A 13,689-nucleotide genomic window follows, 5' to 3' on the forward strand; every position below is an offset into this window, starting at 1 on the left:
AAAACAGGTTTTTTTTCAATTTAGAGCAGAAAGATAAAATTTGGAACTTGAATTGATCTTTTAGAATTGTGGGAATGAAAATGAAAGTACTTTTAATTAACAACTATTCAATGGAGAACGCTTATGATTTGTGGGCAAAAGGTGTAAGCGGAAGCCATCACGTATGGGGAAAGGTTGAACTGGACAGAAACGGAAAAGTCGAGATGATAATTTTCCCCCATGAGCGGTATAAGTTTTTGAACAGGATAGGGAAGTGGTTTGGAATAGGCCACTTGGATCAACAGCTCAGGATTTTGTTTAACCTCAGGAAGTTTGATGTCCTATATTCGCCTTATTCCATGGCCAATACAAAGCTCTTACTTTTGTTGAAATGGGTGGGTTTATTTAAAAAACCTATCGTGGTGACCATCCATCAGCCGTTTTGGAGAGCTAAAGATTCCAATAAACTCCTAAGGTTTTTTTCCCGACAGTTCATTCTGCAATACGAAGCATGCATATTCTTGAGTGAAAGCTTGTTAAGCAAAACCATAGAAACACTTAGGCTTCCAGAACAGCATCAAAAAGACCGGTTTTCGACCACTCAATGGGGACCTGACATGGATTTTTTTGATAAATACTGCCGGCAGGCGGTTCCGTTTGATGCCTGCGATTATTTTATAAGTGCAGGACATACCGCTAGGGATTTCGAAACTTTAATTGAAGCCTTTAGGGGGTTGGATTACAAGTTGAAAATTTTCTGTACGCCAAAAAGCATTCCTAACGTGAAGGACCTTCCTGATAACGTCGACTTGAACTGGGAGGCGACTTTTTATGATCTGGTGGCCTGGTACAAGAAAGCTATTGCCGTCCTGATACCCTTAAAATACCCGCAAAAAAATGAAGGGTGCCAAGGGATGACCAGTTTGCAGGATGTGGTTACGTTTGGTAAACCTGTCATCATGACAAAAAACCCTACTTTGAACCTGGATGTGGAGAAGGAAGGATTTGGGTTTTATGTAGACATGTATGACGTGGAAGGGTGGAGGGAAAAGGTGACTTTATTACACAACGATGAAGAGCTATGGAATAAAATGAGTGGAAAATCCAGCTATGTGTTTAAACACAAATTCAATTCCAGAATTTTTTCTGACCATTTGGAAAGTGTGTTGGAAAAGGTCTATCATGAATCAGGTGCGGCGAATAAAAACAGAAAGAAAAGGGAGAGGACCATGGCAGATCTTTAAGGGACGGCTATCGACAACAATTAATTGTCAAATACTTATATTTATTTTTCTGTGAATTATTTTAGTTTTGAACTTAATGGATAATTTAAACTATTTGGAAGCATGAAGGCAGTGATATTAGCAGGGGGGTATGGTACAAGGATCAGCGAGGAAAGTATGGTAAGACCTAAACCCATGGTAGAGATTGGTTACCGCCCGATACTTTGGCATATCATGAAGTCATATTCATTTTATGGGATCAATGATTTCATCATATGCTGTGGATATAAGGGATACATGATCAAGGAATACTTTGCCAATTATTTTCTTTTGAACTCTGATGTTACTTTTGATTTGAGACGAAACGAAATGCAAATTCACAACAGTGACTCGGAACCTTGGAAAGTAACGCTGGTAGACACGGGTCTCAGTACGATGACTGGCGGTAGATTAAAGAGGGTAAAAGACTATGTGGGCAATGAAACCTTTTGCATGACTTATGGAGACGGCGTTTCTGATGTGAATATCCGTGGTTCTATAGAATTTCATAAAAAAGAGGGGTGTCTGGCTACCCTTACCGCAGTTAAGCAGCCAGGAAGATTTGGCGCGTTTGTATTGTCCTCTCAAAGCAGCAGGGTGAGCAATTTTAGAGAAAAGCCTGACGGAGATGGAAATGAAGGGGCAATGATCAACGGAGGTTTTTTTGTTTTAGAACCGGGAGTCTTTGACTTGATTGAGGGAGATTCTTCGGTATGGGAACGGGACCCAATGGAAACTTTGGCCCAATCCAACAACCTCGCAGCGTATGTTCACCACGGTTTTTGGCAAGCTATGGATTCGTTGAGGGATAAAAATTACCTCGAAGAGCTTTGGATTGAAAACAAGGCTCCCTGGAAGGTCTGGTAATTATCGTTTGTTTTATATTAGAAATAGAAAGTATATGAAAATCCTTGTCACCGGGAATATGGGCTATATAGGTCCGGTTCTGGTAAAACATCTGAAGAAGAACTATCCGGAAATAGGGATTGTCGGTTATGATATCGGCTATTTTGCAAATTGTCTTACCGATGCAGGTGTGCTGCCGGAAGTATATGTGGATACCCAGGTTTTTGGTGATATACGCCATTTCCCGGAGCATTTGCTGCAGGGGATTGATGTGGTGGTAAACCTAGCCGCAATTTCCAATGACCCTATGGGTAAAAAGTTTGAGGAAATCACCATGGATATCAACCACAGGGCCGGAATTAAGTTAGCTAAAATGGCAAAGAAGGCCGGTGTCACCCATTTTGTGTTTGCCTCAAGCTGCAGCATGTATGGCGCTGCCGATGATTTTCCAAAAACGGAAACGTCTGAACTCAATCCTTTGACAGCTTACGCAAAATCAAAAGTTTATTCTGAAAATGACCTTATGCCATTAGCGGATGAAAATTTTGTGGTAACCTGTTTACGATTTGGAACAGCCTGTGGATTTAGTCCCAGATTAAGATTAGACTTGGTACTCAATGACTTTGTTGCGGGGGCAATTGTCCTGAAGGAGATCTCTATTCTTAGTAATGGGACACCCTGGAGGCCGATGATCAACATTAAAGACATGGCCAGGGCCATCGAATGGGCTGCTTTTAGAAAAGCTGATAACGGCGGATCTTTTCTTGCCGTGAATACAGGTACAAACGGATGGAACAATCAGGTCAAAACCATTGCGGAGGCAGTGGGAAGAGCCATTCCCGGCACTAAAATCTCAATCAACAGGAATGCCCCTGTAGATAAAAGGTCATTCAAGGTAAATTTTGATCTGTTTAAAAAACTGGCTCCTGATCATCAACCCAATTATGATTTAGAGGATACAGTGGAAGACCTTAAAACAGGTATTATAGCCATGGGATTAAAGGACCCCGCGTTCAGGGAATCGCAGCTTATCAGATTAAAAGTTCTTAACCGACTCCAAGAAAACCATTTACTGAATGAGAAGCTGGAATGGAGTACTTTATAACCCTCTTCTTTTAAAACTTATAGAACTTAAAAATGAAAAGCCTTGGAGATAGACTGGATTGCGCGGTCTATGTCCCAAGGTCTTTTCATAAACGGAGCCATCCGGTTATCAATCCATCCGGATAATATCTGCACCCAGCGCGTTGAGGCGCTGGTCTATGAATTGATATCCGCGGTCAATTTGTTCCACATTATCGATTACGGAAGTGCCTTCTGCCGACAGTGCGGCGATTAACAAGGCTACACCGGCCCTGATATCCGGGGACGTCATTCTGATGCCCTTAAGGGGGTATTTCCGGTCCAGTCCTATTACGGTAGCACGATGAGGATCACATAAAATGATTTGAGCCCCCATATCGATCAGCTTATCCACAAAGAACAACCGGCTTTCAAACATTTTTTGATGGACCAGCACCGTGCCTTTGGCTTGAGTGGCAGTGACCAGAACGATGCTGAGGAGATCCGGAGTAAATCCCGGCCAGATAGCGTCAGCAATGGTTAAAATAGAGCCATCGATAAAGGTTTCTATTTCATAATGTTTTTGGGATGGGACATAGATATCGTCACCTCTGATCTCAAGCTTTATCCCCATTCGTTTAAAAGTATCGGGAATTACCCCCAACTTGTTTACCTGGGCATTTTTTATGGTGATTTCCGACTGGGTCATTGCCGCCAAGCCTATAAAAGAGCCGATTTCAATCATATCCGGCAGCAAGGTGTGCTCTGTGCCTTTGAGGGCCTTTACGCCTTCTATCTCTAGCAGATTGGATCCGATGCCGGCAATCCTTCCCCCCATTCGGTTGATCATCAGACAAAGCTGTTGGATATATGGTTCACAGGCTGCGTTATAGATGACGGTTTTGCCTTTTGCAAAGACTGAAGCCATGATGATGTTCGCAGTACCGGTTACCGAAGCCTCGTCGAGCAACATATAACATCCCGTAAGATCGCTTCCATCTATATGATAAATTTCTTTCCGATAGTCATAGTGAAAAGTGGCTCCAAGTTTCTGGAAACCCAAAAAATGGGTATCCATTCTTCTTCTGCCTATTTTGTCTCCCCCTGGTTTGGAAATCCGGCCTTTTCCAAATCTGGACAGTAAAGGCCCCAAAATCATCACAGAACCTCTCAAAGCAGAAGCTTTCTTCAAAAAATCAATGGTTTCAAGGTACTTTAAGTTCACTGCTGAAGCATTGAAACGGTAACTCTCAGGCCCGGTTTTCTCCACGGCTACTCCCATGTCGGATAAGAGCTCAATGAGTTTGTTCACATCCCGGATATTGGGGATTTTATGGATATGCACATCTTCCGACGTTAACAATACCGCACAGAGAATCTGCAGTGCTTCATTTTTTGCACCTTGGGGGACGATTTCGCCTTTCAGCCTGATTCCCCCTCTTACACGAAATGAAGCCATTAATTTCTCCTTTTTTTATTGCTCGATCCGTTGCCTCTTCTTTTGTTGCTTCCGCTGTAGTTTCGTCTGCTGGAAGTATGGTTATTTTCGGAAGCGGCGGAAGTGTTGGTTTTAAAATCCCTTCTCATGCTTGTCTCAAAAAGTCCGTTTTCTTTGACTTTCTCTAAATCGATATGAAGTTTTCCTTTCGACAACGTCTTGATGTCTTCTATGATAATGGAATCATCAAAATTTTCCCGGTTCCAGGTAGAGTGAAAGCTTCGCATCAACTGGCCTATATATATCAGAGCTGTTTCCTGTTCATCATCATCTTCGATTTCGATGGCCCTTTCGATGAGTTTTTCGATGTTTCGGCCGTAATGTTTGAATCTTACTTCACCCTCCGGGTATCCTATCATCTGCGGCCTCTTACCCAACAGCTCTTTTTGTGGCATAGGAAAAGGACCGTCTACCTTCAATTCAAAATCCGACATGATGTAAAGATCATCCCATAGTTTTTGATCACTTTCGGTTTTTAACTGGGGATTGAGCTGTTTCATCAGGTCTACCAAGGCATAGGCATATTCTGTTCTCTTTTCGTCATCAGGAACGGTCTTGATATAATCGACCAGTTTCTGGATGTTTTTTCCGTACTCTTTCAAAATAACTTTGTTTTTAGGCTGTCCATTATCTGTCATGATACCCGCTTTTTAAGTTTCCTGATCTCTTTCAATATACTAAAAAATCATCAATTTCAGGTTTTAATAAAGGCCGTATCTTAAATATTTCTAATCAATCCAATATCCGGAGTTTTGCAAAACTAAGTAATAATGTTTTTTCTCCAAAATTGTCAAAATGTATATGGGCTTTCTTATTGGTGCCTTCAGTTTCTATTCCCGTCACTTTCCCAAATCCGAATTTCGGGTGCTCAATTTTCATGCCTTTCTGAAGGTTGTTGGTATTGGAAGGCTTGAAATCGGGGCTAGGGGTATGGACTTTTGCGGTTGTACTGCTTCTCAAGGCAGGTTTTTTCTTCAACCCAATAAATCCGTTGTTTCCTTCACTAAGGGACTCCCTGAAACTGCTGGAAACGTTGCTGCCGGTTCTTTTATTTACCTTTATATAACTAGGGTCTATTTCTTCCAAAAACCGGCTGGGTTCGCAGTTTAATAACCGACCGTACCTGTACCGCGTTAGTGCATAGCTCAGGTAAAGTTTTTCCATGGCCCTTGTACAGGCCACATAGAACAACCTCCTTTCCTCCTCAAGATCTTCTCTGCTTTGCATCATCATTTGAGAGGGGAACAGATCTTCTTCCATTCCCACTACAAACACATGCCGGAACTCCAACCCTTTTGAGGAATGTATGGTCATTAAGGTCACCGCATCGTTGGTATCTTTATTTTGATCCTCGTCAGTCAACAAAGCAATTTCCTGTAGAAAGGCGCCTAAGCTCTTGTCTTCATTTTCCGGATTGTCCACGTATTCCTTGATGGCATTCAGAAGTTCCTGAACGTTTTCGTAGCGGTTCAGACCTTCTATGGTTTTGTCTTCATATAATTCTCTGAGTAACCCGGACTGTTTCGCTATGGATGACGCGGCTTCAAAAGCATCCTTCCTTTCAGTTTCAATTTTAAAACTTCTGATCATCGTGCAAAAGTCTTCCACTGAATTGGCGGCCCGGCCACTTAAAAAACTGCTGCTGTTATTGATCACCTCCCATAACGGGATATCATGTTCATAAGCTGCTACCATCACCTTCTCCACGGTGTTGTTGCCTATGCCCCTTTTGGGATAATTGATGATTCTTTTAAATGCTTCCTCATCTTCTTCATTAACCACATACCGGAGATAAGCCATAAGGTCTTTTATTTCCTTTCTCTGGTAGAAAGAAAGGCCGCCGACAATTCTGTAGGTGATATTCAGCTTTCTCAAAGCCTCCTCCATGGCCCTGGATTGAGAGTTGGTTCTATACAGAATCGCAAAATCACTGTTGTGGAGCTGTTTGTTGTTTTTTTGTTCAAAGATAGTAGTGGCTACCATCCGGCCTTCTTCATTATCCGAGGAGGCCTTCATCAGTTCAATGAGATCACCTGACTCATTGTGGGTCCATACATTTTTTTTTAGCTGGGATTTGTTTTTTTCAATAATGGAATTGGCCGTGTTTACAATATTTTTGGTAGAACGGTAGTTTTGTTCCAGTTTTACCACAAACAGATCGGGATAGTCTTTTTCAAAGTTCAGGATGTTTTGGATGTTGGCACCTCTGAACGCGTAGATGCTCTGGGCATCATCTCCTACTACACAGATATTTTGATGGACGGCGGCGATTTTTTTGGTGATCAGGTATTGTGACAGGTTGGTGTCCTGGAACTCATCCACCATGACGTATTTGAAGCGCTGTTGGTATTTATTTAAGGCATCAGGATGATCTCTGAAAAGGATGTTGGTATTAAAAAGAAGATCATCAAAGTCCATGGCGGAAGACCGGAAAAGTCTGCTCTGATAGGTTTTGTAGATCTGCCCCATCTTCGGTTTCATCGCTGCTTCATCGTCAGCCAGGATATAGGGGTCATTAACATATTGTTCCCATGAGATCAGCCTGTTCTTTGCCCCGGAGATCCTGGAAAGCACCGTGTTGGGTTTGTATACCTTATCGTCCAGTTTAAGTTCCTTGACAATCGACCTGATCAGTGATTTACTGTCATCCGTGTCGTAAATGGTAAAGTTGGAAGGATAGCCGAGTTTGTGGGCTTCCACCCTAAGGATTTTCGCAAAAACGGAATGGAATGTACCCATCCAGGTATTTCTGGCCTCCAGCCCGATGAGTTTTTCAATCCGTTGCTTCATTTCATTGGCCGCCTTATTGGTAAAGGTCAGGGACAAAATATGGAATGGATCCACCCCTTTTGCCTGAATTAAATGGGCGATTCTATAGGTCAAAACCCTGGTCTTTCCAGAGCCAGCTCCGGCAATGATCATCAAAGGGCCTTGCGTTCTCTCTACAGCCTCTCTTTGGGGTGGGTTAAGACTTGAAAGATATTCCAACATTTTCTACTCCGGTTTTAGCCTGACGAGGTACATTTTCTCACAGGCCCTCAAAGTTACTATTTCCCTTTTAATTTTGGGGAATCATCTCTTTAAATTAAAAGTAAGCAAGTGATGCCCGTTTAACCTGTCAGAATTGATGGAGGCTTATGAACAACACTTTCTGATGAATATAGTAAAAAAATTGCCGGTTATATCTGGGTGTGGGACTTTCAGCGGCCATAATTCCATTGATTTTGCAAAAAGAATGTTATTTTTGATAAATAATATAGAATTTTAAAAAAAATTATGACCTGTAAGTGCTTGTATGATGAAATATAGTAATCATGGTAAAAAAGCACTATTTGTCTTAATAGTCTGTCGCTTAGGGGTATTACAAACGGTGTGAAGGAAGAATGCATAAAATATTGATTATCGATGACGAACTTTCAGTTTGTCAGATGTTGGAGAAGTTTTTGAAAAAGAAGGGATACCACGCAAAGTCCACCACTTCCGGGAAACAGGGGATCAAAATGCTCAAGATGGAGTTCTTTGACCTGGTGTTATGTGATTACCGGTTGGATGATATAGACGGGAGAACGCTCTATCCAGAACTTAGGAATGCAAACCCTGAGATGGTCGTGATTTTTATTACCGGCTATACCAATCTGAAAGTGGCCATAGAACTCATAAAAGAGGGGGTGTACCAATATCTGGAAAAGCCGTTGCGGCCTGATGAACTTTTGGAGACTCTGGAATCTGCCTTGAAACTGAAAAAAAGAAATAAATCATATCCGAACAGGCATGAAACTTCATCTGTGCCCAATCAGGATTTCATTATAGGGAAGAGCAGTTCCTCCCGGGAGTTGGTCAAAACGGTGGATTTGGTCGGGCCTACAGACTATTCCGTGGTAATTGAGGGAGAGACGGGTACCGGCAAGGAATCGCTCGCGCAGCTGCTCCATGAAAAGAGTGCGCGTAAAGACGGTCCCTTTATTCCGATCGATTGTGGGAGCCTTTCTAAAGAAATTGCCGCAAGCGAACTTTTCGGTCACGAAAAAGGAGCATATACCGGGGCTTATTCAGATAAAACCGGGGCTTTTGAACTCGCAAAAGGAGGGACCGTTTTTCTGGATGAAATTGGCAATCTTTCTATGGACATCCAAGTAATGCTGTTAAGAGCGCTTCAGGAGAAAGTCGTCAGAAAGTTGGGGAGTTTAAAACCCAGAAAAATCGATGTGAGGATAATCGCCGCTACGAATGAAAATCTAAGAGATAAAGTAAGAAATGGAAGTTTTCGGGAAGACCTGTATTACCGGATAAATGAATTCAATATAACGGTGCCTCCCCTAAGGGAAAGAAGAGGCGATATGTCGCTGCTTATAAACCATTTTATTACAAAGACGGCAGAAGAGCTGGGCAAACCCGTACCTTCTTTAAGTGATGAAGTGCTCGAAGTGTTTAACAGGTATTCGTGGCCGGGAAATATCCGGGAATTGAAAAATGTCATCAGGAGGACCTGCTTGCTGTCCATTGGTTCTGAAACAATCACCTCTAAGGTACTTCCCCGTCATCTAATGGAGGAGAATAGGGGTGGTGGCGAAACCAAAAACTTTTATGTAGGTGCTGCAAAAGACACGCACAAAGAAGTTCTGCTGGCCGAAAACCATACTGATCTCAGGAAAACAGCCCACATGGCTGAAGCCAATCACATATTGAAAGTGTTGAAGGAAGTTGGCAACAACAAAACCAAAGCAGCCAAGCTATTGAACATAGACAGAAAAACCCTTTACCAGAAGTTGAAATTGTATCAGTTGGAGACGTGAAGTTTAATCCAGGCCGTCTCTGTCAAAATATAAGGTGAAAGTAGTCCCTACATGTTTTTCACTTTCTATATGGAAGCCTATCCGGTGTTCAAACAGGATTTGCTTGCTGGTATAAAGCCCCAGGCCGTTTCCGCCGTTTTTGGTGGTAAAGTAGGGTTTGAATACGTTTTTGGCTTCCTCCTTACCAATGCCTTCTCCATTGTCCGAGATCCTGATAATGGATTTGTGCTTAGCCATTTGGGAACTGATCCAAATGATGCCGTTGGCCCTTTTTATGGATTCGATGGCGTTGCCGATGATATTGTTCAATGCCAGCAACACTTTGCCCTTATCCATTGGGAAAAGGAATTTCTCGGGCATCAGGTCTTTGGTAAGCGTTATTCCGAGCAATTTGATTTTTTCCTGGTTGCTTCCGATGGCTTCCTCCAATACCTCATTGACATCCCATTCCTTTAAGTCCAGGGAAAAAACCTGGTCCTGTTGCAACAGGGACTGGATCATGGTATCCATTTTCTGGTTGTTTTGTTGGATAAAATCGGTGATTTTATGGATTTCCCCATCGTTCTCCTTTAGCTCATGAATCGCCAGCCAGATGTTGTTGGAAAGATTCTTCATTTCATGTACGAACAGGCGCATCATGTTTTTCGTATACAGTAATTGGTTTTGTTTTAGCTTGGCCTCAGTTTCTTTTTTGATTTCCGTGATGTTTTGTGCCACTAATAAATACAAATCCGCTTTATCATCTATACGGTCGCCGCTGACCATTACATAGAAAGGTTTGCCTTTTTGGGTTTTAAATGTGTACTCCCAGTTTAGAATATGCCACCTTTTACATAGCTCGTTGATGAATTCTTCCCCTTCTTTTTTATTATAAAAAAGTGCCGTGATGGACATGCTTATCATTTCAGCTTTGGTGTAGCCAAGGTTGTTGGCAGCTGTCTCATTGACATCGATGATGTGATAATCGCAATCAACAAGGATCATCAGTTCACGCGATTTCAAAAAAGCCTTAACATAGACGGCAGGGTCAAGCATGCTAAATAACAATTGGTTCTTAATATCCTTATATCACAAACCGTGCGCAAAGTTACGAATTAAAATAAAAAATTGTGGTGGGTAATAATTTTAGGATGATATAGTGGAATATAGTTTTGTAATCTTTATAAATGGATGTCTTTTTTGCTTACCGTGGACGATGAAAATAAATGAAAATATTGTGGCTTTATTTTATTTATAAATATATTTGTAAATAGATAAAAATGAAATATAATATTCTTATTATAATTTATATATTAAAAATTATTAAATAATATAGTTGTATATACTAGAATAATGATTATATTTAAAGAATTGTTACTAATGCCAGATACTGACAGCCATGATAAGAAAATTATCACACCCCAATCCGAATCTGTCCGGTGGGAAAAAGGAATTCGAGTTTTTACATGCGGACCGGCGCTGCTTAAAAATGAATGAAAAAAAATTGGAATATCCCTCAAAAGATAAGACGGAAGGGGAGAACGCTCAAGATGCGATTCTACTCACTTCCTGAAATAATAAAATATTGTGAGTGATGATGCCCCATTATATCGGTTAGCGGATAACATCGTACTTGGTCCTGGATATTTCTATAAAAGCCAACCTAGAGCCTTTATTTTTGACAGGGGTTGGCTGGGAGCGGGCTTTCCATTTGTCAGGTTATGGGAAAGCCAGGTTGCCGGCAAAAAATGCTAAAAAGGAATATCTGTGCCATAGGGCAAAAGGACTTATTGAGGTAGTTCCGATGATCATGTCTAAACCGATTGGGGCGCCATCACTTTATGTTTTCTTCCATCTGTTATGGGACCAGAGATAAATCGAGGGCTCCTGCCTTATATTCTCTTCCGTATATTTTATAAACTGATGCGTGATGGAATGAGCCGGGGTTCCGGCATAAGGTGGTTCGGATATAAGTACGTATCGGAAAACATAATATCCCCTTTTGGGTTTTCTGACCTGACCGTAAACTACGGCATGGCCGAATTTTTTGGCAAGCCTTTCCGCACCTTCAAAAAATACCGTTTCACGGTTCATGAATTTTGCCCCATACCGAATCTCAGATTGGTTGGGTCGCTGGTCCGCAGCCAATACGATTAACCTGTTCTTATCCCTGTTTTTGAGATAATTTCTTTGAAACCCATACCTTTCAGTGAGATCTCCTCCCATTCTCCCCCTTATTTTTTTCATCAATTTGTCAAAGAAGGGATTATTGACCTTCAGGTACACGGTTTCGGATCGCTGTTGGGTAAACCTGCTGATGGCCAATTGATGTCCTTCCCAGTTAAAAAGGTGGGCGCTGAGACCGATTACGGTTTCTCCATTATCCAGTCTTTTCAATACCATTTCGGGGTTTTCGATCACAAATCTTTTGGTCAGTTCTTTGCGGGATATGGTGAGGAGCTTGATGGTTTCGGCGAAGGAATCTGTGAAGTTTCTGTAAAACGCTTTCTCTATGGCTAACCGCTCTTCCTGGGTTTTCTCCGGAAAAGCATGCAGGAGGTTTTCCGCGACAATTTTTTTTCTATAACCCAATATATAATAGGCGACAACGAACATGATATCTGAAAAAAAATAGAGAATACCCAGAGGCAGCAAAGAAATTATCCGGACAAATAACATGGTATTAAAGTAATCTAACGGCGCTTTTAGTGTCAACAAGGAGCCAAAGAAAGGAAAAAATGGTGACTTTCTTTCGTAAAATTAGTTATAAATGACGCCAATTTGTAATTTTAGGGCCTATGTCTGAAGTACAGAAAAAAAAATATTCCGAGAAAGATAAAAACAGCATTTTTGACAATGAGTTTATGCCCCACATAGACTCGATGTACAATTTTGCTTTCAGGCTTACATTTGATGAAGATGATGCCAAAGATTTGGTTCAGGATACCTATCTGAAGGCATACCGGTTCATAAATTCTTTTGAAAAGGGCACTAATGCCAAGGCATGGTTGTTCAGGATATTGAAAAACTCTTTTATCAACGAATACCGGAAAAAGAGCAAGCAGCCCTCAAAGGTAGATTATCAGGAGGTTGAAACTTATTATAACTCAGATAATGTTGATTATAGTATGACATCCGATTTGAGGGTGGATGCTGTGAAGGACATGCTCGGAGATGAGATCTCCAATGCGCTGAACAGCCTGGCTGTGGATTTTCGTACGGTGATTATTCTTTGCGATTTAGAAGGGTTCACTTATGAAGAAATGGCTAAGATTTTAGATATACCGATCGGTACAGTTAGATCTAGATTGCATAGGGCCAGAAACCTGCTGAAGGACAAACTGAGGTCTTATGCGCAAAATATGGGATACGATACAGACGAAGAATAATATTTGAAATGAAGTAAAATTTAAGATGGAGAAGAATTTGGACAATTCCATAAAGAGAAAACTGAATTGCAGTGACGCCAGCAAGTGTTTTGAATTGCTGGAAAGCATTTTGGACGGTGAAGAAACCTCGGAATCAAAAGAAATCCTGAACGACAAACTTGCCAAATGTCAGCCCTGTTTTGAACATTACCATTTGGAAAAAGTTATCAGGGAGTTGCTCAAAACCAAGTGTACCAAGCAATTGGTTCCTGCAGAATTGGCTGACAACATCCGTCAAAAAATTCAGGAAATTAAATAGCAGGGTTAATGGCCAACGGCAAAGCGATTATTTTCTCAGCTCCTTCGGGTTCTGGAAAAACAACCATTGTAAAACATTTGATTGAAAAGATACCCAATTTAGGTTTTTCGATTTCTGCCTGTACCAGGGACAAAAGGGGCAGGGCGGAGCAAAACGGGAAGGACTATTATTTTTTGACTCCTGAAGAATTTAAAAGGAAAATTGATCAGGATGAATTCATAGAGTGGGAGGAGGTATACGAGGGCAATTTTTATGGAACACTCAAAGAAGAAATTGAAAGAATCTGGAACCAAGGCAAGCATGTTATTTTTGATGTGGATGTTAAAGGCGGGCTGAACCTGAAAAAGTATTTCGGCGATAAGGCACTGGCCGTTTTTGTTAAAGTCCCGTCCATGGAAGATCTGGCGGTCCGGCTCAGGGATCGGGGGACCGAAACCGAAGACAGTTTGTCCAGAAGAATTTACAAGGCGAAATTTGAAATGACTTTTGAAAACAAGTTTGATGTCACGCTCATCAACCGGGATTTAAACCAGTCATTCGACGAAGCGGAGCAACTGGTGACGGGTTTTATTAATAAGTAGCA

General features: G+C 41.5%; 12 protein-coding genes. 7 read left to right on the forward strand and 5 right to left on the reverse strand.

The features are described 5' to 3' along the window. The first annotated feature begins 80 nt into the window (after nucleotides 1–80). From ACFPFU_RS06230 to ACFPFU_RS06240, 3 genes are all read left to right on the forward strand, one after another. Nucleotides 81–1,223: a glycosyltransferase family protein gene (locus tag ACFPFU_RS06230; protein WP_377062606.1), complete on the forward strand. Its 1,143-nt coding sequence runs from the start codon at nucleotides 81–83 to the stop codon at nucleotides 1,221–1,223. Between the two features lie 102 nt (nucleotides 1,224–1,325). Continuing rightward, on the forward strand, nucleotides 1,326–2,108 hold the full coding sequence (gene rfbF, locus ACFPFU_RS06235) for a glucose-1-phosphate cytidylyltransferase (protein WP_377062608.1): 783 nt from the start codon (nucleotides 1,326–1,328) through the stop codon (nucleotides 2,106–2,108). 34 nt (nucleotides 2,109–2,142) lie between these two features. Beyond that, entirely contained in the window at nucleotides 2,143–3,192 is a 1,050-nt protein-coding gene (locus tag ACFPFU_RS06240; RefSeq protein ID WP_377062610.1) for an NAD-dependent epimerase/dehydratase family protein, read from the forward strand. 108 nt (nucleotides 3,193–3,300) lie between these two features. Here the strand turns inward: ACFPFU_RS06240 and murA are convergent, their stop codons facing one another. The 3 genes from murA to ACFPFU_RS06255 form a co-directional block, all read right to left on the reverse strand. After that, complete coding sequence (murA, locus tag ACFPFU_RS06245; RefSeq protein WP_377062612.1) at nucleotides 3,301–4,608, reverse strand: UDP-N-acetylglucosamine 1-carboxyvinyltransferase; 1,308 nt, start codon at nucleotides 4,606–4,608, stop codon at nucleotides 3,301–3,303. After that, nucleotides 4,608–5,285, reverse strand: a complete 678-nt coding sequence (locus ACFPFU_RS06250) for a DUF4290 domain-containing protein (RefSeq protein ID WP_377062614.1) — start codon at nucleotides 5,283–5,285, stop codon at nucleotides 4,608–4,610. The genes murA and ACFPFU_RS06250 overlap by 1 nt, the downstream gene beginning before the upstream one ends. A 94-nt stretch (nucleotides 5,286–5,379) precedes the next feature. Beyond that, nucleotides 5,380–7,635, reverse strand: coding sequence for an ATP-dependent helicase (locus ACFPFU_RS06255; RefSeq protein ID WP_377063212.1), 2,256 nt, complete (start codon nucleotides 7,633–7,635; stop codon nucleotides 5,380–5,382). A gap of 395 nt (nucleotides 7,636–8,030) precedes the next feature. Between ACFPFU_RS06255 and ACFPFU_RS06260 the strand changes: the two genes are divergently transcribed. Further along, nucleotides 8,031–9,440, forward strand: a complete 1,410-nt coding sequence (locus tag ACFPFU_RS06260; protein ID WP_377062616.1) for a sigma-54-dependent transcriptional regulator — start codon at nucleotides 8,031–8,033, stop codon at nucleotides 9,438–9,440. A 3-nt stretch (nucleotides 9,441–9,443) separates the two neighbouring features. On the opposite strand, the gene ACFPFU_RS06265 is transcribed toward ACFPFU_RS06260, so the two are convergent. Both ACFPFU_RS06265 and ACFPFU_RS06270 read right to left on the reverse strand, forming a co-directional pair. Then, nucleotides 9,444–10,475, reverse strand: coding sequence for a sensor histidine kinase (locus tag ACFPFU_RS06265; protein ID WP_377062618.1), 1,032 nt, complete (start codon nucleotides 10,473–10,475; stop codon nucleotides 9,444–9,446). Between the two features lie 783 nt (nucleotides 10,476–11,258). Then, nucleotides 11,259–12,098, reverse strand: coding sequence for a lysophospholipid acyltransferase family protein (locus ACFPFU_RS06270; protein ID WP_377062620.1), 840 nt, complete (start codon nucleotides 12,096–12,098; stop codon nucleotides 11,259–11,261). Between the two features lie 119 nt (nucleotides 12,099–12,217). Between ACFPFU_RS06270 and ACFPFU_RS06275 the strand changes: the two genes are divergently transcribed. Genes ACFPFU_RS06275 through gmk form a run of 3 tightly spaced genes read left to right on the forward strand, consistent with a single transcriptional unit; the run spans nucleotide 12,218 to nucleotide 13,687 of the window. Next, nucleotides 12,218–12,808 carry a sigma-70 family RNA polymerase sigma factor gene (locus tag ACFPFU_RS06275; RefSeq protein ID WP_377062622.1) on the forward strand — a complete coding sequence of 197 codons (591 nt, stop codon included), beginning with the start codon at nucleotides 12,218–12,220 and terminating at the stop codon, nucleotides 12,806–12,808. Between the two features lie 25 nt (nucleotides 12,809–12,833). Further along, entirely contained in the window at nucleotides 12,834–13,106 is a 273-nt protein-coding gene (locus tag ACFPFU_RS06280; RefSeq protein ID WP_377062624.1) for an anti-sigma factor, read from the forward strand. An 8-nt stretch (nucleotides 13,107–13,114) separates the two neighbouring features. Then, nucleotides 13,115–13,687, forward strand: a complete 573-nt coding sequence (gene gmk, locus ACFPFU_RS06285) for a guanylate kinase (RefSeq protein WP_377062626.1) — start codon at nucleotides 13,115–13,117, stop codon at nucleotides 13,685–13,687. Nucleotides 13,688–13,689: the final 2 nt, after the last annotated feature.

It is taken from the genome of Negadavirga shengliensis, assembly GCF_042652345.1.
GTDB classification, from domain to species: Bacteria; Bacteroidota; Bacteroidia; order Cytophagales; family Cyclobacteriaceae; genus Negadavirga; species Negadavirga shengliensis.

What these genes read in the sequence shown, in the direction of transcription:
- ACFPFU_RS06230 (WP_377062606.1), top strand. Translation starts at nt 81, where the DNA reads ATGAAAGTACTTTTAATTAACAACTATTCAATGGAGAACGCTTATGAT.
- rfbF (WP_377062608.1), top strand. Translation starts at nt 1,326, where the DNA reads ATGAAGGCAGTGATATTAGCAGGGGGGTATGGTACAAGGATCAGCGAG.
- ACFPFU_RS06240 (WP_377062610.1), top strand. Translation starts at nt 2,143, where the DNA reads ATGAAAATCCTTGTCACCGGGAATATGGGCTATATAGGTCCGGTTCTG.
- murA (WP_377062612.1), bottom strand. Translation starts at nt 4,608, where the DNA reads ATGGCTTCATTTCGTGTAAGAGGGGGAATCAGGCTGAAAGGCGAAATC.
- ACFPFU_RS06250 (WP_377062614.1), bottom strand. Translation starts at nt 5,285, where the DNA reads ATGACAGATAATGGACAGCCTAAAAACAAAGTTATTTTGAAAGAGTAC.
- ACFPFU_RS06260 (WP_377062616.1), top strand. Translation starts at nt 8,031, where the DNA reads ATGCATAAAATATTGATTATCGATGACGAACTTTCAGTTTGTCAGATG.
- ACFPFU_RS06265 (WP_377062618.1), bottom strand. Translation starts at nt 10,475, where the DNA reads ATGCTTGACCCTGCCGTCTATGTTAAGGCTTTTTTGAAATCGCGTGAA.
- ACFPFU_RS06270 (WP_377062620.1), bottom strand. Translation starts at nt 12,098, where the DNA reads ATGTTATTTGTCCGGATAATTTCTTTGCTGCCTCTGGGTATTCTCTAT.
- ACFPFU_RS06275 (WP_377062622.1), top strand. Translation starts at nt 12,218, where the DNA reads ATGTCTGAAGTACAGAAAAAAAAATATTCCGAGAAAGATAAAAACAGC.
- ACFPFU_RS06280 (WP_377062624.1), top strand. Translation starts at nt 12,834, where the DNA reads ATGGAGAAGAATTTGGACAATTCCATAAAGAGAAAACTGAATTGCAGT.
- gmk (WP_377062626.1), top strand. Translation starts at nt 13,115, where the DNA reads ATGGCCAACGGCAAAGCGATTATTTTCTCAGCTCCTTCGGGTTCTGGA.